This is a genomic window from Pseudomonas sp. R3-56 (assembly GCF_051132075.1).
Taxonomy (GTDB): domain Bacteria; phylum Pseudomonadota; class Gammaproteobacteria; order Pseudomonadales; family Pseudomonadaceae; genus Aquipseudomonas.
Genome location: NZ_CP071657.1, coordinates 4,992,397 through 5,014,512 on the forward strand (window position 1 = coordinate 4,992,397; position 22,116 = coordinate 5,014,512).

A 22,116-nucleotide genomic window follows, 5' to 3' on the forward strand; every position below is an offset into this window, starting at 1 on the left:
AAAGCGCTCCTGAATGGACAGAGATTCGGCCCACAGCATACGGGGAGATCAGGGCTTGCGAAACAACTCGCGACTGACCAGCGGCCGGCCGCCCAGATGAACCGCCAGGGCCTGGCGCATCAGCCGCTTGGCCGCCGCCAGCGCGCCAGGCGCTGTCCAGTCGGCTTGCGCCATGGCCAGCAACTCGACGCCGTTGAACAGTCCCGGTTGCAGCAGGTAGACCCGCTCCAGGCCTGCATCCACTTGCAGGCGATACAGACCGTCGGCCGCAATAGGATCGCCGTGCAGGTCGGCGTCCAGGGCAAAACCGTAGCCCAGGTCATCCAGCAGGCGCCATTCGAAAGAGCGCAGCAATGGCTCCAAGGGTCGACCCTCGGCCAGGGCCAGCAACGTGGCGGTGTAATGGTCGAACACGGCGGGATGGGGATCTTCGGCGGGCAGCAGGCGGATCAGCAATTCGTTGAGGTACAGGCCACTGAACAGCGCTTCGCCATTGAGCCAGGAGGCGACGCCATTGCTTTCCATGCGCCCGACATTCTTCAACTCACCCCGGCCGCGAAACTCGACTTCCAGCGGCACGAACGGCCGCGCCAGGGTCCCGGCCTTGCCCCGAGCCCCCCGCAACACCGCCCGCAGCCGCCCTTGAGGCGTGAGGAAGTCCACCAGGGCGCTGCTTTCGCGATAGGCGCGGGAATGCAGGACGTAGGCGGGTTGGGCGAGGGGTTGGTTGGGCGGCATCGGGGGCCTGAGTATCAGCAAGACATCAATGGATGAACAAGTCCTGTGGCGAGGGAGCTTGCTCCCGCTCGGCTGCGAAGCAGTCGTAAAATCAGGCAGCGGGGTATGTCTGGCGGAACGAAGTCGCAGGTTCTGGGGCTGCTTCGCAACCCAGCGGGAGCAAGCTCCCTCGCCACAAGAGCCCGCCCCCAGCCAATCAGGTTACAGGTCGCCGTAACCCAGCGAGCGCAGCGCCCGCTCGTCATCGGACCAGCCGCCCTTCACCTTGACCCACAGGTTGAGCATGATCTTGGAGTCGAACAGCAGCTCCATGTCCTTGCGTGCCTCGGTGCCGATGCGCTTGATGCGCTCGCCCTTGTCGCCAATGATGATTTTTTTCTGGCCGTCACGCTCGACGAGGATCAAGGCATGGATGTGCAGGGTCTTGCCCTGCTGCTTGAACTCTTCGATTTCCACCGTGATCTGGTACGGCAGCTCGGCACCCATCTGCCGCATGATTTTCTCGCGCACCAGTTCGGCGGCGAGAAAACGGCTGCTGCGGTCGGTGATCTGGTCTTCGGGGAAGAAGTGATCGTTTTCCGGCAGGTGCTCGGCGATCACCCGCTCCAGCGCGTCGAGGTTGTGCCCGTGCTGGGCAGAGATCGGGATGATCTGGGCATTCGGCAACTGCTCCTGCAACCAGCTCAGGTGCGGCATCAGCTCGGCCTTGTCTTCGATGCGGTCGGTCTTGTTCAGCGCAACGATCAAGGGACCGGTCACGTACTGGACACGCTCGAGAACCATCTGGTCTTCTTCGGTCCACTTGGTGCGGTCGACCACGAAGATCACCACGTCAACGTCCTTCAACGCCGCCGAGGCCGTCTTGTTCATGTAGCGGTTCAGGGCCTTCTCGCCACCCTTGTGCATGCCGGGCGTGTCGACGTAGATCGCCTGGACGGCGCCTTCGGTCTTGATGCCGAGCATGTTGTGGCGAGTGGTTTGCGGCTTGCGCGACGTGATCGCCAGCTTCTGGCCGAGAATGTGGTTGAGCAATGTCGACTTGCCCACGTTCGGCCGGCCAACGATGGCGACATAGCCGCAGCGGGTAACGGTTGTATCAGTCATTGCCATTCTCCACGCCCAGGGCGATCAGTGCTGCAGCGGCCGCTACCTGTTCGGCAATACGACGGCTGACGCCCTGGCCTCGGCTTTTTTCATTCAATAGGACCACTTCGCATTCGACGAAGAAGGTTCGGCAATGCGGCTCACCCTGGATATCCACCACTTCGTAGCGCGGCAGTTCGCAGCTGCGCGACTGCAGGAATTCCTGCAAGCGCGTCTTGGGATCCTTGTTGGTGTCCACCAGCGTCAGGCTGTCGATCTCGGAAGTCAGCCAGGCCAGCACACGCTCGCGGGCCATTTCCATGCCGGAATCCAGATAGATCGCGCCAATCAGCGCTTCCAGGGCATCGGCCAGGATCGATTCGCGACGAAAACCGCCACTTTTCAACTCGCCGGAGCCCAGGCGCAGGTAGTCGCCCAGGTCAAAACCACGGGCCAGTACCGCCAGGGTCTCACCTTTTACCAACCGTGCACGCAAACGCGACAACTGGCCTTCCCGCGCCAGGGGGAAGCGTTCGAACAACGCCTCGCCGGCCACGAAGTTGAGGATGGCATCGCCGAGGAATTCAAGGCGTTCGTTGTTGCGCCCGGCAAAACTGCGGTGAGTCAGGGCCAGGAGCATCAGCTCCTGATCCTTGAAAGTGTAGCCGAGCTGACGCTCGAGACGGCTTAGAGAAACGCTCACGGTTTACCCACGCTGAGTTCGTGGCTGGATTCCACCGCCACGGCGACTGAGCGCCGTTGGCTTGGGACAATTAACGCTGTGTTCAAAAATGACGTCCTGACTATCGTTGGCTTCATGCCTTCGGGCAGCCTTGTGCAGGCTCCAGAAATGCATTCGGCGCTGTGTTCAACAGCGCCGTGTGTGATTACTTGATCAGGCCAACCCGCGAGAAATTCGGCAGGTGACTGAGTTTGGGTTCCGGCCAGCTCATCCAGACCGCAAAGGCCTTGCCGACGATGTTGCGGTCGGGGACCATGCCCAGCATGTCCCTGGGAATGTTCGGATCATCCCAGTAGCGGCTGTCGTTGGAGTTGTCGCGGTTGTCGCCCATCATGAAATAGTGCCCGGCCGGCACGGTCCACGAATGGTCCGGCGTGGCGCGGTAGCGGCTCATTTCCTTGCGGATCAGGTGTTCCGCCTCGCCGAGTTTTTCCTTATAGAGCTCGGCACTGCCCAGCGTGCCCGGCTCGGAGCCGATCAACTGCTCGGCCACCAGTTCGCCGTTGACGAACAGACGCTTGTCGGCGGTGTAGCGAATCCTGTCGCCCGGCAGGCCGACCACACGCTTGATGTAGTTGACGTTCGGGTCGCTCGGGAAGCGGAACACCATGACATCACCCCGTTGCGGGTCGCCGATCTCGATGACTTTCTTGTCGATCACCGGCAGCCGGATCCCGTAGGAAAACTTGTTCACCAGGATGAAGTCGCCCACGTCCAGGGTCGGCTTCATCGAGCCGGACGGGATCTGGAACGGCTCCACCAGGAACGAGCGCAGCACGAGGACGATGAACAGCACCGGGAAGAACGACTTGCCGTATTCGACCAGCAGCGGTTCCTTGTTGAGCTTTTCGATGACCACGCCATCAGGCTGGCTGACGCTGCCCTGATATGAGGCAATGGCGGCCCGACGCCGAGGCGCCAGGAACAACAGATCAAGCAACGCCAACAGGCCGCAGACGAACACGGCGATCACCAGCAACAGCGGGAAATTTAGCGACATAGGACCTAACTATCCAACCTGAGCACCGCAAGGAAGGCTTCCTGTGGAATTTCCACGTTACCGACCTGCTTCATGCGTTTTTTACCGGCCTTCTGCTTTTCCAACAGCTTGCGCTTACGGCTGACGTCGCCGCCGTAGCATTTGGCCAATACGTTCTTTCTGAGTGCCTTGACGGTTGTGCGCGCCACAATCTGCCCGCCAATGGCGGCCTGGATTGCCACGTCGAACATCTGCCGCGGAATCAGCTCCTTCATCTTCTCGGTCAATGCACGACCTTTGTAATGCGCGTTGTCACGGTGCACGATCAATGCCAGGGCATCGACTTTTTCGCCGTTGATCAGCACATCCAGCTTCACCAGATTAGCCGATTGGTAACGATCGAAATGATAGTCCAGCGAAGCATAGCCGCGGCTGGTGGATTTCAGGCGGTCAAAGAAGTCCAGCACCACTTCGTTCATCGGCAAGTCGTAGGTCACCTGGACCTGCGTGCCGAGGAACAGCATGTCGTGTTGCACGCCGCGCTTCTCGATGCACAGGGTAATGACGTTGCCCAGGTGTTCCTGAGGCACAAGGATATTCGCCCGCACGATTGGCTCGCGCATGTCCTCGATGGCCGACAGGTCCGGCAGCTTGGACGGGTTGTCGACGTAGATGGTCTCGCCGTTCTTGAGCAGCAGCTCGAAGATTACCGTCGGCGCCGTGGTGATCAGGTCCAGGTCGTATTCGCGCTCCAGGCGCTCCTGGATGATTTCCATGTGCAGCATGCCGAGGAACCCGCAGCGGAAACCGAAGCCCAGGGCGTCGGAGCTTTCCGGGGTGTACTGCAGGGACGAGTCGTTCAGGGTCAGCTTCTGCAGTGCTTCGCGGAAATCCTCGAAGTCGTCGGAGCTGACCGGGAACAGGCCGGCATAGACCTGCGGCTGAATGCGCTTGAAGCCCGGCAGCACGTCAACGTCGGGGGTAGAGCTCAAGGTCAGGGTGTCGCCGACCGGCGCACCGTGGATGTCCTTGATACCGGCAATGATGAAGCCGACTTCGCCAGCCTTCAGGTCGACGGTGGCCGTGTGTTTCGGGTTGAACACACCGACGCTGTCCACCAGGTGGATCTTGCCGGTGGACTTGACCAGGATTTTGTCGCCCTTCTTCACGCGGCCATGGCGCACGCGAACCAGGGAGACCACGCCCAGGTAGTTGTCGAACCACGAGTCAATGATCAACGCTTGCAGCGGATCTTCGATATTGCCGGTCGGCGCCGGAATGGTAGTGACCAGGCGCTCAAGCACTTCATCCACGCCCAGGCCGGTCTTGGCGCTGCAAGTGACCGCGTCGGTGGCGTCGATGCCGATGATTTTCTCGATTTCTTCTTTCACGCGGTCCGGATCGGCCTGGGGCAGGTCGATCTTGTTCAGCACCGGCATGACTTCCAGGCCCTGCTCGATGGCCGTGTAGCAGTTGGCGACCGACTGGGCCTCGACGCCCTGGCCGGCATCGACAACCAGCAGCGCGCCTTCGCAGGCCGCCAGCGACCGGCTGACTTCATAGGTGAAGTCGACGTGGCCGGGGGTGTCGATGAAGTTGAGCTGGTAGGTGACGCCGTCGCGAGCCTTGTAATAGAGGGTAACGCTGTGGGCCTTGATGGTGATCCCGCGCTCACGCTCGAGGTCCATGGAGTCCAGTACCTGGGCTTCCATTTCACGCTCGGCCAGACCGCCGCACATCTGGATGAAGCGATCAGCCAGCGTCGACTTGCCATGGTCAATGTGGGCGATGATGGAGAAATTGCGGATATGACTCAAATCACTCACGGATCAACACTCAAAAAGGCTGCAGGCATGGCCCGCCGAAAAATAGCCGGGAATTGTACCTGATCCATCGTGCAAGCGTCACGTGTGGCGAGGGAGCTTGCTCCCGCTGGGCTGCGAAGCGGCCCCTCGATTATGCGCCACGGCGATGTGTCAGGCAGGCTGCAGGGGACTGCTGCGCAGTCCAGCGGGAGCAAGCTCCCTCGCCACAGAAGCTCCCCTGCCACAATAAAATGGATCAACCCGCCCGGCGCAGCAGCCAGAGCCCGGCCAGCGCGCAGACCGTGGCCGGCACCAGCACCGCAAGCAGCGGCGAGAAACCGAACACCAGGCTCGATGGCCCCAGCAGGTCCTGGGCGATACGGAAGGTGAAGCCCACCAGCACGCCGGTGAAGACCCGCTGGCCGAGGGTCACCGAGCGCAGCGGACCAAAGATGAAGGAAATCGCCATCAACACCAGGGCGGCAGTGACCAGCGGCTGCAACACCTTGACCCAAAATGCCAGCCAGTAGCGGCCATTGTTCAGGCCCTGGTCCGCCAGATAGTGGATGTAACCCCACAAACCGGTGATCGAAAGCGACTCCGGCGCCATCACGACGGTGCTGAGCAACTGCGGGCTGATCTGCACGTCCCAACGTTCCTGCGGAGCGGCGACCACCTCGGTGCGCTTGTCATGGAACAAGGTGGTAGTAACGTCGGTCAGTTGCCAGTGATCCTCGGCGAAATTGGCGCGTTTGGCGAAGCTCGACGACAACAAGTGCCGCTCTTCGTCGAAGCGATACCGGGTCACGCCGTACAGCGTGCCGTTAGGCTGGACCGAGTTGATGTGGATGAACTCGTCACCCTGGCGGTGCCACAAGCCATGCTTGGCGCTTTGGGCATCGCCGCCGCCCTGGGCCAGGGAGCGATTGGCCTGGGCGGTGTTCTCGGTGGCCGGCGCGACGTACTCGCCGACGAGCAGCCCGACCAGCATCAGCACCAGCATCGGTTTCATCACCGCCCACACGATGCGGCCGATGGACACGCCGGCGGCGCGCATGATGGTCAGTTCGCTGTTGCTCGCCAAGCTCCCCAGGCCGATCAGGCAACCGATCAGCGCAGCCATCGGCAACATGTCGTACAGGCGCCTTGGTGCCGTCAGCAACACGTAGCTCGCCACGTCCAGCAATGTATAGGTATCGCTGACATCGCCCATCTCGTCGATGAACGCGAACAGGGTCGCCAGGCCAAGAATGATCCCCAGCACCGCGAGGATCGCCATGAACACGCTGCTGCCGATATAGCGGTCGAGTTTAACCACGGGCCACCTCCAGCGCGCTGCGACGACTGGCCAGCTTCAAGCGCAACGGCTCCCAATAGAGCAAGCCCAGGCCAATGACCAGGAAGATCGAATGCACCCACCACAGGCCCAGGGCCGGCGGGATCTTGCCTTTCTCCAGGGCACTGCGGGCGGAAATCAGGATGGTCAGGTAGGCCATATACAAAAGAATCGCCGGCAGCAGCTTGAGGAAACGACCCTGGCGCGGATTGACCCGCGACAGCGGGACCGCCATGAGGGTCACGATGAACACCAGCAACGGCAGCGACAGGCGCCATTGCAATTCGGTGCGGGCGCGGATGTCGTCACTGCCCAGCAGGCTGGCGGTAGGCATGGCATCACGGTCGGTGACTTCATCGCTGACATCGGGCTTGGGCAGCAGCACACCGTAGGTGTCGTACTTGATCGCCCGATAATCGGCCTGCCCCGGGGTGCCATCGTAGCGATAGCCGTTCTCCAGGATCAGGTAGCGGTTGCCGTCGGGGTTGATTTCCTGGCGCCCTTTCTCAGCCACCAGCACGGAAATGCCGCGGTCCTTCTTGGTGTCCGAAGAGACGTTTTTCTGGGTGATGAAGACGCCGCCGAGGTTGACCCGGTCGTCCGACAGTTGTTCGGTGTAGGTGACACGCGTCCCGTCGCGCAGGGCCTGGAAGCGCCCCGGCACCAGGGTGTCGAATTCGGTCATGGCGTCCTGCTGGTTGATCAGCAGTTGGAACTGGTTGGCGCCCTGGGGCGACAGGCTCAGGCTCAGCCAGGCCACTACCAGCGCCACCAATGTGGCCGGGAACAGAGTGATGCGAAACAGACGCTGCTGGCTCATGCCGGTGGCCGACAGCACGGTCATTTCACTGTCGAGGTACAGGCGACCGTAGGCCAGCAGGATCCCGAGGAACAATCCCAGCGGCAGGATCAGTTGCAGGAAGCCCGGCAGGCGGAACCCCATGATCAGGAACAGCGAGCCCGGATCGAGGGCGCCCGAAGCCGCCTGGGCAAGGTACTTGATGAAGCGCCCGCTCATGATGATGACCAGCAGCACGGCACTGACCGCGCTCAGGGTCAGCAGGACTTCGCGGGATAGATAACGGAAGACGATCAAACCAGACACTCCACGATTGTCAGGCTAGGCGGCCAAACAAGAAACGTATCGAGCCGACGCATACTGCGAGCAGCCGAAAAAAGAGCCGCATTATCCTGTGATTGGAGGCGCCTGTCACTGCGCATGCTTTAAGCAGCCGCTCCCCAGCCAGAAAAGTTAACCGTTGCGAGGGTTGTCAGCTTCGGGCGCCGGGGTTCAAACTGCGGCCTTTGTCGCCGGCAAGCTCCGGCGCTTCTTTTATATAGAAGACAGCTGTTCAGCGCGCCACTGTCGTCGCGGCGCCTGGCCTCTTGACCATTGACTCAAGGATCCGGACATGGAACTGGTTGTAAAAAGCGTCAGCCCAGAAACGTTGAAGACCGCCACGCTGGTGGTTGCCGTTGGTGAGAACCGCCAGCTCGGCGTCGTCGCCACCCAGCTCGACGCCTTGAGCGGCGGCGCCATCAGCGCCGTACTCAAGCGCGGCGACCTGGCCGGCAAGGTCGGCCAGAGCCTGCTGCTGCACAGCCTCCCCAACCTCAAGGCCGAGCGCGTGTTGCTGGTGGGCGTTGGCAAGGACGCTGAACTGGGCGACCGTCCGTTCCGCAAGATCATTGCCGGCGTCTTGGGCACCCTGAAAAACCTGGGCGGTGGCGACGCCGTGCTGGCCTTGGACGAACTGGTTGTAAAAGGCCGCGACAGCTACGGCAAGAATCGCCTGCTGGCCGAGACCCTGGTGGATGGCGAATACCAGTTCGATCAGTTCAAGAGCCAGAAAGCCGAACCCCGTGCACTTAAAAAAATCACCCTGCTGACCATCAAGGCCGCCCAGGCCGAAGTCCAGCGCGCCGTGACCCACGCCACCGCGATCGCCAACGGCATGGCCTTCACCCGCGACCTGGGCAACCTGCCGCCGAACATCTGCCACCCGACCTTCATGGGTGAACAGGCCAAGGCACTGGGCAAGGAATTCAAGGGTCTGAAGGTCGAGATCTTCGACGAGAAGAAAATCAAGGACCTGGGCATGGGTTCGTTCTATGCCGTCGGCCAGGGCAGCGCCCAGCCGCCACGCCTGATCGTGATGCAATACAACGGCGGCAAGAAATCCGAGAAGCCGTACGCTCTGGTGGGCAAGGGCATCACTTTCGACACCGGCGGCATCAGCCTCAAGCCCGGCGCCGGCATGGATGAAATGAAATACGACATGGGCGGCGCCGCCAGCGTGTTCGGCACCCTGCGCGCCGTGCTCGAGCTGCAATTGCCGATCAACCTGGTCTGCATCCTCGCCTGCGCCGAGAACATGCCCAGCGGCACGGCTTCGCGCCCGGGCGACATCGTCACCACCATGAGCGGCCAGACCGTGGAAATCCTCAACACCGATGCCGAAGGCCGTCTGGTGCTGTGCGACGCCCTCACCTATTCCGAACGCTTCAAGCCGCAAGCGGTGATCGACATCGCCACGCTGACTGGCGCCTGCGTCGTCGCCCTGGGCGCCCATACCTCGGGCCTGCTGGGCAACAATGACGAGCTGATCGGCCAACTGCTCAGCGCCGGCCAGCAGGCCGACGATCGCGCCTGGCAGTTGCCGCTGTTCGATGAGTACCAGGAACAGCTGGACAGCCCGTTCGCCGACATCGCCAACATCGGTGGCCCGAAAGCCGGGACCATCACCGCAGCGTGCTTCCTGTCGCGCTTCACCAAGAACCTGAACTGGGCCCACCTGGACATCGCCGGCACGGCCTGGACCAGCGGCGGAAAGGACAAGGGCGCCACCGGCCGCCCGGTACCCCTGCTGACCCAGTACCTGCTGGACCGCGCCAAGGCCTGACACCGATGATCGCCGGTGCGTCGCCCTCGGGTGACGCCTCGGCGATTCAAGGAACGCAATGACCAAAGTCGACTTCTACATCCTGCCCAGCGCCGATCCCTCGGCGCGACTGGATTTCGCCTGCAAGCTCACCGAGAAAGCCTGGCGCATGGGCCATCGCATCTATCTGCATTGCAGCGATGCCGCTCAGCGCGAAGACCTGGACGCGCGCCTGTGGGCGTTCAAGGGCGAGAGTTTCGTGCCCCACGGTCCGGCCGAAAGCGAACCCGAAGGGCTGATCGTGCTGGGGCTGGGGGAAGACTGCGGTCAGCATCAGGACCTGCTGGTCAATCTCGACCTGAAAGTGCCGGCGTTTGCCCAGCGTTTCGCCCGCGTGGCGGAAGTCGTGGTTGAAGACCCGGCCATCCGGCAAGCCGCGCGGGAGAGTTTCCGTTTCTACCGCGAACAGGGCTATGCTCTGCAAGACCACCGTTTACAGCGACTCTGAGCCTACGATGGACACTCCAAAACCGCCGCAAAAACCTGCTCACCTGCTGGATGACCTCGAGTCGATCCGCCAACTGCTCGGTGACGATACCTTGCAGCCACCGCTGTTGACCGACACGGTGGAACACGAAGCCGTGCATGACGAGCAGATTCCGCTGCTGTTCGAACCGATCACCGGCCAGCCCGAACCCAAGCCAGCCCCCAATGCCGAACCAAAAGGCCCCGACGCCCTGTTGCATCTGGACCAGGAATTGCGCGCCGCCGCCCAACTGATCCTGCAAGACGTGATCGACGATTTCGCCCCGCACATCGAAACCGAGATCAAGCGCCGGTTGGATGCGCGGATGGAGCGGCTGCTTGCCGCAGCTACGAGCGGCAAGCTTTAAGCTGCAAGCAAAAGCAAAAGCAAAAGCAAAGCCAGATCCTCCTCTTGCAGCTTGCGGCTTGTAGCTTGCCGCTGGCCCGGCGGCTATACTTCCCGGCTTTTCCTGAATAAATGCCAATAGGGTCCCGCCGCGCATGGATAAGACCTACCAGCCGCACGCCATTGAAACTTCCTGGTACAACACCTGGGAGTCCGAGAATTATTTCGCTCCGCAAGGCGCGGGCGATTCCTACACCATCATGATCCCGCCGCCGAACGTCACCGGCAGCCTGCACATGGGCCATGGCTTCAACAACGCGATCATGGACGCCCTGATCCGTTTCCGTCGCATGCAAGGCCGCAACACCTTGTGGCAGCCGGGCACCGACCACGCCGGTATCGCCACGCAAATGCTGGTGGAACGTCGCCTCGAAGCCCAGGGCCAGAATCGCCATGACTTGGGTCGGGAAAAATTCCTCGAGAAAGTCTGGGAATGGAAAGACGAATCCGGCGGCAACATCAGCCGTCAGATTCGTCGCCTCGGCTCGTCCGTCGACTGGAGCCGCGAGCGCTTCACCATGGACGACGGCCTGTCCGAAGCGGTCAAGGAAGCCTTCGTGCGCCTGCATGAAGACGGGCTGATCTATCGCGGCAAGCGCCTGGTCAACTGGGACACCAAGTTGCACACGGCGATTTCCGACCTCGAAGTGGAGAACCACGACGAGAAAGGTTTCCTGTGGAACCTGAAGTACCCGCTGGCCGACGGCGCCAAGACCGCCGAAGGCAAGGATTACCTGATCGTCGCCACCACGCGTCCGGAAACCATGCTGGGCGACTCCGCCGTAGCGGTGAACCCGAACGACGAGCGCTACCAGGCGCTGATCGGCCAGTTCGTCGAGCTGCCGCTGGTTGGCCGTCGCATCCCGATCATTGGCGACGACTATTGCGATCCTGAATTCGGCACCGGTTGCGTGAAAATCACCCCGGCCCACGATTTCAACGACTACGAAGTCGGCAAGCGCCACAACCTGCCGCTGTTGAACATCTTCGACAAGAACGCGAATGTCTTGCCGGCCGCCCAGGCATTCAACCTCGACGGCACCCTGAACGAAAGCGTCGACGGCCAGATCCCGGCCGAATACGCCGGCCTGGACCGTTTCGAAGCGCGCAAGCAGATCGTTGCTGCGTTCGACGCCGCCGGCCTGCTGGTCAGCGTTGACGACCATGGGCTGAAAGTCCCGAAAGGCGATCGCTCTGGCACCATCATCGAGCCGTGGCTGACCGACCAATGGTACGTGTCGACCAAGCCGCTGGCCGAGCCGGCGATTGCCGCCGTGGAAGACGGCCGCATCCAGTTCGTGCCCAAGCAATACGAAAACATGTACTTCTCGTGGATGCGCGACATCCAGGATTGGTGCATCAGCCGCCAACTGTGGTGGGGCCACCGCATCCCGGCCTGGTACGACGAGTCGGGCAAGGTCTACGTCGGTCGCGATGAAGCCGAAGTCCGCGCCAAGCACAACCTTGGCCCGGACGTAGCGCTGGCGCAGGACAACGACGTTCTCGACACCTGGTTCAGTTCGGGCCTGTGGACGTTCTCGACCCTGGGCTGGCCGCAACAGACCGAGTTCCTGAAGAAATTCCACTCCACCGACGTGCTCGTCACCGGCTTCGACATCATTTTCTTCTGGGTCGCCCGGATGATCATGCTGACCATGCACCTGGTGAAGAACGAGGACGGCACGCCGCAAGTGCCGTTCAAGACTGTCTACGTTCATGGCCTGGTGCGCGACGGCCAGGGCCAGAAGATGTCCAAGTCCAAGGGCAACGTCCTCGACCCGCTGGACATCATCGACGGCATTGACTTGGAAACCCTGGTGCAGAAACGCACCTCGGGCCTGATGCAGCCGAAACTGGCGAAGAAAATCGAGAAGGCCACCCGCGAAGAATTTGCCGAGGGCATCGCCAGCTACGGCACCGACGCTCTGCGGTTTACCTTCTGCTCGCTGGCATCCACCGGTCGCGACATCAAGTTCGACATGGGCCGCGTCGAAGGCTATCGCAACTTCTGCAACAAGATCTGGAACGCCGCGCGCTACGTGCTGGACAAGGGCGAAGACTGCGGCCAGAACGGCGAAGCCTACGAGCTGAGCCTGGCTGATCGCTGGATCATTTCGCAGTTACAACGTACCGAAGCCGAAGTGACCCGCCAGCTCGACCAGTTCCGTTTCGACCTGGCCGCACAAGCGCTGTACGAGTTCATCTGGAACCAGTATTGCGACTGGTACCTGGAACTGTCCAAGCCGGTACTGTGGGACGAAAACGCACCGGTCGAGCGCCAGCGCGGCACTCGTCGCACCCTGGTTCGCGTACTGGAAGTGGCCCTGCGCCTGGCGCATCCGTTCATGCCGTTCATCACCGAGGAAATCTGGCAGCGCGTCGCACCGCTGGCCGGTGCCCAGGGCAAGACGATCATGCTGCAACCGTGGCCGGTGGCCAACGAAAGCCGCATCGATCCGGCAGCCGAAGACGACATCGAGTGGCTGAAGACCTTCATGCTCGGCCTGCGAAACATCCGCGCCGAAATGAACATCGGCCCAGGCAAACCGCTGACCCTGTTCCTGAAAAACGCCAACGCCGAAGACCTGCGCCGTCTCAATGAGAACGAAGCGCTGCTCAAGAAGCTGGCGAAACTCGAATCGGTGACGGTACTGGCTGCGGGCGAAGAAGCACCGCTGTCGGCCACCGCCCTGGTTGGCGAGATGGAAGTGCTGGTGCCAATGGCCGGCCTGATCGACAAGGCCGCCGAACTGGCGCGCCTGGACAAGGAGATCCTGCGTCTGAAGGGCGAAGTCCAGCGCGTCGGCGGCAAGCTGTCGAACGCCGGCTTCGTCGACAAGGCACCGGCCGAAGTCATCGAGAAGGAGCGGGCCAAACTGGCCGAGGCCGAACAGGCCCTGGGCAAGCTGGCCGAGCAGCACGCGCGGATTGCCAGCCTGTAACGGTGGTTCGTGATTGAAAAGGGAGGCCCTGGTGGCCTCCTTTTTTTCTGCCTGTCCTTCCCCAAAAAAAGCGCCTCCCCCTGTGGGAGCAAGCCTGCTCGCGATTACGGTGGCAAAATTCAACATCAATGCAAGCTGATCCACCGCTTTCGCGAGCAGGCTCGCTCCCACACAGGTTCCCCCGCTCATTTGAATAGCGCAGTCATCAAGACCGCGCCGAATGTGGGACAATGCCCGCCACTTTTTGAGCCAGCCCTGAATCGACCCGCCATGACCGCCCCTCGCCCTCCCCGCCCTTCCCGCCAGAAGCCCAAGCCCGTCGCCGAGGCCAAAGCGCCGCGGGAGAAGGCCAGCCTGCATCCGCGCAATCGCCATCAGGGCCACTATGACTTTCCGGCGCTGATCAAGAGCACACCGGAACTGGCGAAGTTCGTGATCATCAATCCCTACGGCAAGGAAAGCATCGACTTTGCCAGCCCCGAGGCGGTGCGAGTGTTCAACCGGGCGCTGCTCAAGTCCTTCTATGGCATTGCCTATTGGGACATTCCCGCTGACTACCTGTGCCCTCCCGTGCCGGGGCGCGCCGACTACGTGCATTTTCTCGCCGACCTGCTCGCCAGCCACAATGAAGGCGAAATTCCTCGCGGCGCGGCGGTCAAGGTGCTGGACGTTGGCACCGGCGCCAACTGCGTTTATCCGCTGATCGGCTACAGCGATTACCGCTGGCACTTCCTGGGCTCGGAAATCGACCCGACGGCAATCGCGTCGGCCAAGGCCATCGTCCAGTCCAACGGCCTGAACAAAGCCATCCAGCTGCGCCAGCAACCCAACCGCAAGCACATCCTGTCGGGGCTTCTGGAAAGTACCGAACGGTTCGACCTGACGATGTGCAACCCGCCGTTCCACGCCTCCCTGGAGGAAGCCACCAAGGGCAGCCAGCGAAAATGGCGGGCACTGGGCAAGGCGGATCCGAAGCGCAAGTTGCCGGTCTTGAATTTCGGCGGCCAGGCGGCGGAGCTGTGGTGCGAGGGTGGCGAGGCGCGCTTCGTCACGCAGTTGATCAGTGAGAGCGCACAAATCGCCGGGCAAGTGCTGTGGTTCAGCACGCTGGTATCGAAGGCCTCGAACCTGCCGGCGATTCAAGCCGCGCTGAAAAAGGCCGGAGCGCTGCACAGCCAGGTGGTGGAAATGTCCCAGGGGCAGAAGCAGAGTCGGTTCGTGGCTTGGACCTTCCAGGACCAGGCGCAGCAACAAGCCTGGCGCCAGGCGCGCTGGGCTCGCAAGGACTGAACCTCCCTCAACACAGCCTGATGCGGTTCACTTAAGGTATCGACATTCCCGTGGCGAGGGAGCTTGCTCCCGCTGGGCTGCGTAGCGGCCCCAAAACCTGCCGAATACGCAGCATCAAACACACCGTACCCGCCGGAATACGACTGCTTCGCAGCCGAGCGGGAGCAAGCTCCCTCGCCACAGGTACGTCGTTTTTCTTGAGTGATCAGCATTACTCACCACTGGCCACTTTTTCAAGGCAACAAAAAACCGTGCCCGGATCGCTCCGCGGCACGGTTTTTCATAAAACGATCTTACTTGTTGACCGCGTCGGTCAGGCCTTTGGCCACAACCAGCTTGATCACTTTCTTGGCCGGGATTTCGATGGCTGCGCCAGTCGAAGGGTTGCGACCGGTACGGGCAGGACGCTCGGTGACTTTCAGCTTGCCAACACCAGGCAAGGTCAGTTCGCCGCCGTTTTCCAGCTGATCGGCAACCACTTGGCCCAGTTGGTCCAGCAGCGCACGCACGGTAGCTTTTGGTGCGTCTACAGATTCAGCCAAATCAGCGATCAGTTGGTCTTTAGTAAGAGCCATGTAGTGTTCCTTCCCTATCAAATTCATATGGATTGCAGAGTGCAGTGTCAGCCATCGAGCCGATCTATCTGATCAGCCGCCCTCGGTCATCACCACGACGGATCGGGGTAATAGATGCCGAAATCCGGGTTTGGTTCGACCTGACAAATGCTGAATGCACGCTTAACGCAGTGACTTCGCGTAAGACCGGGCAAAACTAGCACAACGCCTGTGAAATATCCGCCTCTACCTACCCATTTGGTCAGCTTTATTGCGCTAAATCGCTAAAAAAATGCTCGCCGGGTGTCAGACCGGTCTGAAAGGGCCTTCACCACGTTCCAAAACCAGTGATTGCGGTACACTGGGCCCTTTTTCGGGGAGCGCGCCCTCCCCTCTTTCATCAGCCGAGAAATCCATGCCGATCCGTCATTGCATCGTCCACCTGATCGACAAAAAACCCGACGGCACGCCCGCTGTGCTCCATGCCCGCGACTCCGAACTGGCGGAGTCCACGGCCATCGAGAACATGCTCGCCGACCTCAACGAGAGCTATAACGCCAAGCAAGGCAAGGCCTGGGGCTTCTTCCATGCCGAATCAGGGGCGCATCCGTTCAGCGGCTGGCTGAAGGAATACCTCGACGGCGGCAAGGACTTCACTGCGTTCAGTCGCGTGGCGGTGGAACACCTGCAAAAGCTGATGGAAGAATCCAACCTGTCGGTGGGCGGCCACGTGCTGTTCGCTCATTACCAGCAAGGCATGACCGACTACCTGGCGATCGCCCTGCTGCACCACAGCGAAGGCGTGGCCGTGACTGACGAGCTGGACGTGACCCCGTCGCGCCACCTGGACCTGGGCCAGTTGCACCTGGCGGCGCGGATCAACGTGTCGGAATGGCAGAACAACAAACAGTCCAGACAGTACATCTCGTTCATCAAGGGCAAGAACGGCAAGAAGGTTTCGGAGTACTTTCGCGACTTCATCGGTTGCCAGGAAGGCGTCGACGGCCCCGGCGAAACCCGCACCCTGCTCAAGGCTTTCAGCGACTTCGTCGAAAGCGAAGACCTGCCCGAAGACGACGCCCGGGAGAAAACCAAGACCCTGGTGGACTACGCCAGCAGCCAGGCCAAGCTCGGCGAGCCGATGGGCCTGGAAGAGCTCTCGGAGCTGATCGACGAAGAGCGCCCGAAAGCGTTCTACGATCACATCCGCAACAAGGACTACGGCCTGTCGCCGGAAATTCCGGCGGATAAACGCACCCTCAATCAGTTCCGCCGCTTCACCGGCCGCGCCGAAGGCTTGTCCATCAGCTTCGAAGCGCATCTGCTGGGCTCGAAGATCGAATACGACGAAGAGGCCGGCACGCTGATCATCAAGGGTTTACCGACCTCGCTGACCGATCAGCTCAAGCGGCGTAACTGATGCTCACCCGGGTACTGAAAAAGTGCCTGCTGGTTCTGCTGGTGGTGGTCGCGTACCAGAACTGGGGCAGGATCGAGCGGGTGTTCAATCCGTCACAAATGGTTTCGGAACAGGTTCGCAGCAACGCCCGCGTCGTGCTGTACGCCACCGACTGGTGCGGCTACTGCAAGGCAACCCGACGATTCCTGGACGAGAAAGGCGTGCCGTTTCGCGAGTTCGATATTGAAAAGGACGCCGAAGCGCGCAAGGCCTACGAGGCGCTGGGCGGCCGGGGGATTCCGATCCTGGATGTGAACGGCACGTTGATTCGTGGGTATGAGCCGGAGAATATTCTCAAGGCATTAGCCGCGATATAAATCCACCGGGCCAGCAGTGATGTCGGCCCCGCCCCCCTTTCGCGAGCAGGCTCGCTCCCACAGTGATTGCGGCAAACAATCCAATACCCACCACAGATCCATGTGGGAGCGAGCCTGCTCGCGAAAGCGGAAGCCCAGTCACCACCTCAGCAAAAATCAGACCGCCTCGAGGCGAAACCCGAACCGCGGAAAGTGCACATGCACCACCCCGCCACGCTCGTCCTGACGACGCAGAATCAATTCTTCGCTACCGGCAAACAACAACTCCCCAACCACCGGATCGACACCGTAATCCGTCGCCGCGATGCTCACCCGCTGCCCCGCCACAAACCCGTTCGGCTCCTCGAATGACTCATCCGGCAGCGCCGCCGGCGTCGCATTGCGAGCCACCTCCAGGGCTTCTTCGGAACTCATCTGGCTCGACGCACCGTGGCCGAAACCCAACACCCGCGCCAGCCACGCCGATACCGCAGGGTGAGCATCCACCAAAGGTGAAGTGACAGGCGTGCCCTTGAGGAACCACAGCGGATGCGCCATGGCAAAGTCGGCAATCGACGGATCGCCTAGCAGGAAGTCGCCGTCTTCACGCTGCAACTGCTGCTCCAGGCGCGCCATGATCACAGGCCATTGATGCTTGGCCTGCTCGGCGGACAGACGCGTGGCCGTGCCGCCACTGAACAGCCCGGCACGGTCGCTGATGAACGCCTTGATCGCCTCGGGCGGCAACTTGGCAAAACGCACCGCCACCGATTCCGGCTGGAATACCAGGCTTACCGCATGCTGAAACACCACCGAATCCGCCCATGCGGCAAAGGACGCAGCGATCATTTCCCGGCCCTCGGGAAACAGCGCCGGCGAGGCTTTCTCCTGCTCCAGCCGCCGGGCTATCAACGCCGTGTCGCAGTAGATGTCAGCGCCGATCTGCAACACCGGCGTCTTGCGGTAACCACCGGTCAAGGCCGTCAGGTCCGGCTTGGGCATCATCGGCGGTATACCTACCGAACGCCAGGACAAGCCCTTGAAACCCAGCAACAGGCGGGCTTTCTCTGCGAATGGGGAAGTTGGGTAATGATGGAGGATCAGTTCAGACATGAGATTCGCCACTGCTGGGATGAAGTCTTGCAGCTTAGCGCGCCTGACGGGACCAGCCTACCGGCCTGATGAAGGCCTATCAGCCAGGCTGATGAAGCGACAGCGCACTGGCCACCAAGCATTCCTTGGCGCTTTTCTTGAGCTTCTTGATCAACCGCTCCTGCCGCAACGCCTCGCCCTTGTCACGGCAGGCCTCGGTATAGACCAGCGCGACCGCCGGGCTGGAGAGAAAGAAACGCGCGCCCTTGCCGCTCTGATGCTTGGCGAAACGCCGCACCGGGTCATCGCTGATGCCGCAGTACAGCGAGCCGTTGGCGGCGCGCACCAGATAGACGAACCAGGGCTTGGCCGGTTCGGGCGTGGCGGGGGCGGGGGCGGCGAGGCCGGGGGATGATTCGATGGTGGTCACGGAAATATTCAACAGCCGCGATGGTAACAAGCCGCGATCTTATCAGCGACTGGCCTGGAACGCCCGCAGGCCCTTGAGCGCCTGGGCGCGGACGGCGTTGCGCACCAGCGGTGTCCAGCCCAACAGCAGGCCTTTGGTGCCCAAGGCCTGGCGCGACCAGCGCCACAGGTCGAAATGATCGTGGTGCTCGCAGATCTTGCCGTCACGAAACACGAAGCGCGCCTGGATGTCGTTGACCACTGTATTGCCGGTCTGGCTGAACAGATAAGTCGCCACCCAATGGGCGCCGCCGGAACGTTCGTCGCTGCGCACGTTATCGAACGTCAGGGAAAAATCCTTGGCCCGCGTGGTGAGCATGCGCCACATGTCGCCGGCATCGCGCCCACGCAGTTCGCCGAAGGCCGGATCACTGAACACCACGTCGTCGGTGTAGCAGGCGCTCATGGCCTCGGCATCGAGGCGCTGGAACGCCTGGTAGAACCGGGTGATCAGGGCTGTGTGGGCATCGCTCATGGACGGACTCCGAAAATCGTTTCAGTAGGCCTGCACGATAATCTGCCGTCGCGTGGAACACTATCGTCATTCGCTTTGAAAATGATATCAGCGAAGCTCGCCGACTCTTTCGCTGACGACACCGACATACAACGCTCGGCCAGCGCCGAGGCCGGCGATAATCGCGCCCAGGCCAACCAGGCCAAAGATCCAGCCCAGGGCATTCCAGCCGCCGGTCAAGTCATGCACCACGCCGACCGCGAACGGCCCCAGTGACGCCAGCGTATAACCAAAACCCTGGGCCATGCCGGAGAGGTTGGCGGCCACATGGGCGTCGCGCGAGCGCAGCACGATCAGCGTCAGAGCCAGGGCGAATGTCGCGCCCTGCCCCAGGCCCAACAGGATCGCCCAGCCCCACAACCCTTCGATGGGCGCGTAAAGGCAGCCGAACAACCCGCCGAGCACCATCAGCATGACGATCACGATGGCCAGGCGCTGGTCTTTGCCGCGCGTTGCCAGCCAGGGCGCCGCGAGGGAGCTGACCAGTTGCACGATTACCGAGCCGGACAGCACCAGCCCCGCCTGGGTCGGGGTCAGCCCGCGACCGATGAGGATCGACGGCAACCAGCCGAACACTATGTAGGCCAGGGACGATTGCAGCCCCATGTACAAGGTCACCTGCCAGGCCAGGGGATCACGCAGCAACCCGCGGACACGATACGCCGCTTGATGCGCCCCGTGTTTCTGGCCCACTTGCGGCAGCCAGAACACTGCGGCCAGCAGGGCCGGCAGCATCCAGAAGCCCAAGCCCAGGGCCCAGTCATGGCCCAGGTGCTCGCTCAATGGCACCGTCGCGCCGGCCGCCATCGCCGCACCCAGGCACAGCGCCATGGTGTAGACACCGGTCATGGTGCCGGCCTGCCTGGCAAAGTCGCGCTTGACGATGCCCGGCAGCAACACACCGATCACACCGATACTGGCGCCGGCGAGGATACTGCCAGCGAACAGGCCGAACTGGCCGAACGAGCTGCGCAGGATGATTCCGCCTGCCAGCGTCAGCAGGATCCCGAGCACCACTCGCTCAGCGCCGAAGCGTCGCGCCAGCACTGGCGCCAATGGCGCGAACAGGCCCAGGCAGAGCACTGGCAGGGTCGTCAGCAGACCGGCCTGGGCAGCCGACAGGCCGAGGCTTTTCGACACGTCGCTGAGCAGCGGTGCCATGCTCGACAAGGCCGGGCGCAGGTTCAACGCGACCAGGATCAAGCCCAGCAGCAGCAACCAGGGCCGGCGCACCAGCGGGTGGCTCTGCTGGGCCTGCTCATCGTCCGCCTCGGCGTCGATCAGCAATTCTTCGAGTTCGGCGCCGCGTTTGTTCGGCGTTGCGGCAGTGCGGTCAAGCGGATCGCGGGACATGGAAAGCTCGGGTTCAGGGTTCATTGATCAACTGCCGGCAGAGGGCCTTGGCCCGCTCCGGATCCTGGCGTTCAACGGCTTCGAGGATTTCGATGTGCAGGTCGAACACGTGTTGATGACGGGGAATGATATTGAGGCTCTGGCGCAACTGAGCGCCGATCACGCTGGAGAAATAGCGATACAGCTCGCTCAGCGCGGGGTTGTGCGCAGCGTCTACCAGCAGGCGATGGAACACCAGGTCGCAGGCGATGTAGTGCTCCAGGTCGCCGTGATAATGCTCGCCGCTGGTTTTCAGCGCTTGGCGTAAGGCAAGCAAATCCTCCTCGGTGCGCCGTAGCGCCGCCAGGCCGATGGCCTCGACTTCGAGGATGTGCCGGGTTTCCCGGGCCTGCTCCAACGAACAACGAGATAGCGCCTTGAGCGTGTCCAGCGGGTCGACGACCGCACGCACGTAGCTGCCGTCGCCCTGACGAATCTCGATCAATCCGGAAAACGCCAACACGCGCATGGCTTCGCGCACCGTGTTGCGGCTGATGCCTAGCTCGGCGACCAATTCCGGCTCGGTAGGCAGGCGCTGGCCGACAGCCCACACGCCGTCGCTGATGCGTTGGCGCAGTTGCTCCAGGGCTTGATCGACCAGGGAGCGCTTTATTAGCGGGGACATTTCTGACATGGGGCTCGCCTTTTCATCCAATCATGGGATGAATTTTCTGACATGTTAGTCAGCTTCGCGTAGGACGGCAACCGCCTACGTTTTATTGGAGGCAAAGAATCCGAATTTTCGATTAGTCAGATTTACCCTTTATGGGTAATCATTGAGACAAGGCAAACGGCTTCTTATGGAAAAGAGCACACCCCATTACGACCTGACAGTGGTCAAGGCCGAGGTTCACAGGTTGGGAAGCAAGGCGTTCACATTGAACGCCCGCGAAGGCGGACGAAGGATGATGTTGAGTTTCGCCCGGATGCTGCGGATCGTTCACCTGTTGGAATACAGGATGCTGCATAAATCGATGACCAAGTATGCCGATCACCGAATCTGGCAAGACGTCTATCACACAACATTTCAGGATCGGGAGATTTACATCAAGGTGACTTACCGCCCCGGCGGTGGGCATCCGGTGGTCTCCTTCAAGGAGAAAAACCAATGAAACCCCAGCAATGTGTCAGCTGCGGCAGCATCGACGCGATGCATCACTTCAAAGGCCGTAGCTTTACGGTCGACTACAGGCAGGTGACTCGGCAAGTACACGATATTGCCGGATGGGAATGCCGGATCTGCGGTGAAATCGAATTCGATCACGACACTGACAGCGCCGAACGTTACTCCAGGGCCAGCGACCAATTGCTGGAAGATTACGCGCTGGCGACAGGTGCGGAAATCAAACGCATCCGCCGCAAACTGCACCTCACGCAAAAAGACGCGGTGAAGCTGCTATCCGGAGGCGGGCATAACGCGTTTTCCCGTTATGAACGCGGCGAAGTTACCCCGGCTCAGTCGTTATTCGTGCTGATGCGCCTGCTTGATCGGCATCCGCACCTGATGGCTGAAGTCCACTCGCTGAGCGACGAAGCCCATTTGCAGCAACTGTTGTCGGGTCGCCATCCGGAACATGACACGGCGGATCTCTGACCCGAAAAAAAACAAACCC

General features: G+C 61.5%; 22 protein-coding genes. 9 read left to right on the top strand and 13 right to left on the bottom strand.

What is annotated here, in order from left to right; genetic code table 11:
* Nucleotides 1-48: 48 nt before the first annotated feature.
* The 7 genes from recO to lptF all read right to left on the bottom strand — a co-directional run bounded on the left by recO (nt 49) and on the right by lptF (nt 7,779).
* Entirely contained in the window at nt 49-738 is a 690-nt protein-coding gene (recO, locus tag J3P96_RS22720; RefSeq protein ID WP_434653584.1) for a DNA repair protein RecO, read from the bottom strand.
* 201 nt (nt 739-939) lie between these two features.
* Nucleotides 940-1,842: a GTPase Era gene (era, locus tag J3P96_RS22725; protein WP_072345611.1), complete on the bottom strand. Its 903-nt coding sequence runs from the start codon at nt 1,840-1,842 to the stop codon at nt 940-942.
* On the bottom strand, nt 1,835-2,524 hold the full coding sequence (rnc, locus tag J3P96_RS22730) for a ribonuclease III (RefSeq protein ID WP_030139612.1): 690 nt from the start codon (nt 2,522-2,524) through the stop codon (nt 1,835-1,837). Before rnc ends, era begins: the two co-directional genes overlap by 8 nt.
* A 184-nt stretch (nt 2,525-2,708) precedes the next feature.
* Nucleotides 2,709-3,563: a signal peptidase I gene (gene lepB, locus J3P96_RS22735; protein ID WP_305496556.1), complete on the bottom strand. Its 855-nt coding sequence runs from the start codon at nt 3,561-3,563 to the stop codon at nt 2,709-2,711.
* Between the two features lie 5 nt (nt 3,564-3,568).
* Nucleotides 3,569-5,368: a translation elongation factor 4 gene (lepA, locus tag J3P96_RS22740; protein WP_053124835.1), complete on the bottom strand. Its 1,800-nt coding sequence runs from the start codon at nt 5,366-5,368 to the stop codon at nt 3,569-3,571.
* A gap of 235 nt (nt 5,369-5,603) precedes the next feature.
* Nucleotides 5,604-6,665, bottom strand: coding sequence for an LPS export ABC transporter permease LptG (gene lptG / locus J3P96_RS22745; RefSeq protein WP_434625877.1), 1,062 nt, complete (start codon nt 6,663-6,665; stop codon nt 5,604-5,606).
* The gene (gene lptF, locus J3P96_RS22750) at nt 6,658-7,779 is read right to left on the bottom strand and encodes an LPS export ABC transporter permease LptF (RefSeq protein ID WP_434625879.1); all 1,122 of its coding nucleotides are present in this window, start codon (nt 7,777-7,779) and stop codon (nt 6,658-6,660) included. Before lptF ends, lptG begins: the two co-directional genes overlap by 8 nt.
* Before the next feature lie 316 nt (nt 7,780-8,095).
* On the opposite strand from lptF, the gene J3P96_RS22755 reads away from it, so the two are divergent.
* From J3P96_RS22755 to rlmF, 5 genes are all read left to right on the top strand, one after another.
* The gene (locus tag J3P96_RS22755) at nt 8,096-9,586 is read left to right on the top strand and encodes a leucyl aminopeptidase (RefSeq protein WP_434653585.1); all 1,491 of its coding nucleotides are present in this window, start codon (nt 8,096-8,098) and stop codon (nt 9,584-9,586) included.
* A 58-nt stretch (nt 9,587-9,644) separates the two neighbouring features.
* Nucleotides 9,645-10,073: a DNA polymerase III subunit chi gene (locus J3P96_RS22760; RefSeq protein ID WP_305496566.1), complete on the top strand. Its 429-nt coding sequence runs from the start codon at nt 9,645-9,647 to the stop codon at nt 10,071-10,073.
* A 7-nt stretch (nt 10,074-10,080) separates the two neighbouring features.
* Entirely contained in the window at nt 10,081-10,458 is a 378-nt protein-coding gene (locus J3P96_RS22765; protein ID WP_434653586.1) for a DNA polymerase III subunit chi, read from the top strand.
* Between the two features lie 133 nt (nt 10,459-10,591).
* Nucleotides 10,592-13,438: a valine--tRNA ligase gene (locus J3P96_RS22770; protein ID WP_434653587.1), complete on the top strand. Its 2,847-nt coding sequence runs from the start codon at nt 10,592-10,594 to the stop codon at nt 13,436-13,438.
* A gap of 270 nt (nt 13,439-13,708) precedes the next feature.
* Nucleotides 13,709-14,728: a 23S rRNA (adenine(1618)-N(6))-methyltransferase RlmF gene (gene rlmF, locus J3P96_RS22775; RefSeq protein WP_434653588.1), complete on the top strand. Its 1,020-nt coding sequence runs from the start codon at nt 13,709-13,711 to the stop codon at nt 14,726-14,728.
* Between the two features lie 293 nt (nt 14,729-15,021).
* On the opposite strand, the gene J3P96_RS22780 is transcribed toward rlmF, so the two are convergent.
* Entirely contained in the window at nt 15,022-15,303 is a 282-nt protein-coding gene (locus J3P96_RS22780) for an HU family DNA-binding protein (RefSeq protein WP_030139622.1), read from the bottom strand.
* A gap of 394 nt (nt 15,304-15,697) precedes the next feature.
* On the opposite strand from J3P96_RS22780, the gene yejK reads away from it, so the two are divergent.
* On the top strand, nt 15,698-16,702 hold the full coding sequence (gene yejK / locus J3P96_RS22785) for a nucleoid-associated protein YejK (protein ID WP_420765369.1): 1,005 nt from the start codon (nt 15,698-15,700) through the stop codon (nt 16,700-16,702).
* Entirely contained in the window at nt 16,702-17,058 is a 357-nt protein-coding gene (locus J3P96_RS22790; protein ID WP_434653589.1) for a glutaredoxin family protein, read from the top strand. The genes yejK and J3P96_RS22790 overlap by 1 nt, the downstream gene beginning before the upstream one ends.
* A gap of 156 nt (nt 17,059-17,214) precedes the next feature.
* Here the strand turns inward: J3P96_RS22790 and J3P96_RS22795 are convergent, their stop codons facing one another.
* The 5 genes from J3P96_RS22795 to J3P96_RS22815 all read right to left on the bottom strand — a co-directional run bounded on the left by J3P96_RS22795 (nt 17,215) and on the right by J3P96_RS22815 (nt 21,137).
* On the bottom strand, nt 17,215-18,150 hold the full coding sequence (locus J3P96_RS22795; RefSeq protein WP_434653590.1) for a glutathione S-transferase family protein: 936 nt from the start codon (nt 18,148-18,150) through the stop codon (nt 17,215-17,217).
* 79 nt (nt 18,151-18,229) lie between these two features.
* Nucleotides 18,230-18,559, bottom strand: coding sequence for a GIY-YIG nuclease family protein (locus J3P96_RS22800; RefSeq protein WP_434653591.1), 330 nt, complete (start codon nt 18,557-18,559; stop codon nt 18,230-18,232).
* Nucleotides 18,560-18,601: 42 nt separating this feature from the next.
* Nucleotides 18,602-19,072, bottom strand: a complete 471-nt coding sequence (locus J3P96_RS22805; protein ID WP_434569706.1) for a nuclear transport factor 2 family protein — start codon at nt 19,070-19,072, stop codon at nt 18,602-18,604.
* A gap of 87 nt (nt 19,073-19,159) precedes the next feature.
* A complete protein-coding gene (locus J3P96_RS22810; protein WP_434653592.1) occupies nt 19,160-20,488 on the bottom strand; it encodes a CynX/NimT family MFS transporter in 1,329 nt (442 codons plus the stop codon).
* The gene (locus tag J3P96_RS22815) at nt 20,478-21,137 is read right to left on the bottom strand and encodes a FadR/GntR family transcriptional regulator (protein ID WP_434602887.1); all 660 of its coding nucleotides are present in this window, start codon (nt 21,135-21,137) and stop codon (nt 20,478-20,480) included. The genes J3P96_RS22810 and J3P96_RS22815 overlap by 11 nt, the downstream gene beginning before the upstream one ends.
* Before the next feature lie 166 nt (nt 21,138-21,303).
* Here J3P96_RS22815 and J3P96_RS22820 point away from each other — a divergent pair, with 166 nt between their 5' ends.
* On the top strand, nt 21,304-21,615 hold the full coding sequence (locus J3P96_RS22820) for a type II toxin-antitoxin system MqsR family toxin (protein WP_434653593.1): 312 nt from the start codon (nt 21,304-21,306) through the stop codon (nt 21,613-21,615).
* Entirely contained in the window at nt 21,612-22,097 is a 486-nt protein-coding gene (locus J3P96_RS22825; RefSeq protein ID WP_434653594.1) for a type II toxin-antitoxin system MqsA family antitoxin, read from the top strand. The genes J3P96_RS22820 and J3P96_RS22825 overlap by 4 nt, the downstream gene beginning before the upstream one ends.
* Nucleotides 22,098-22,116: the final 19 nt, after the last annotated feature.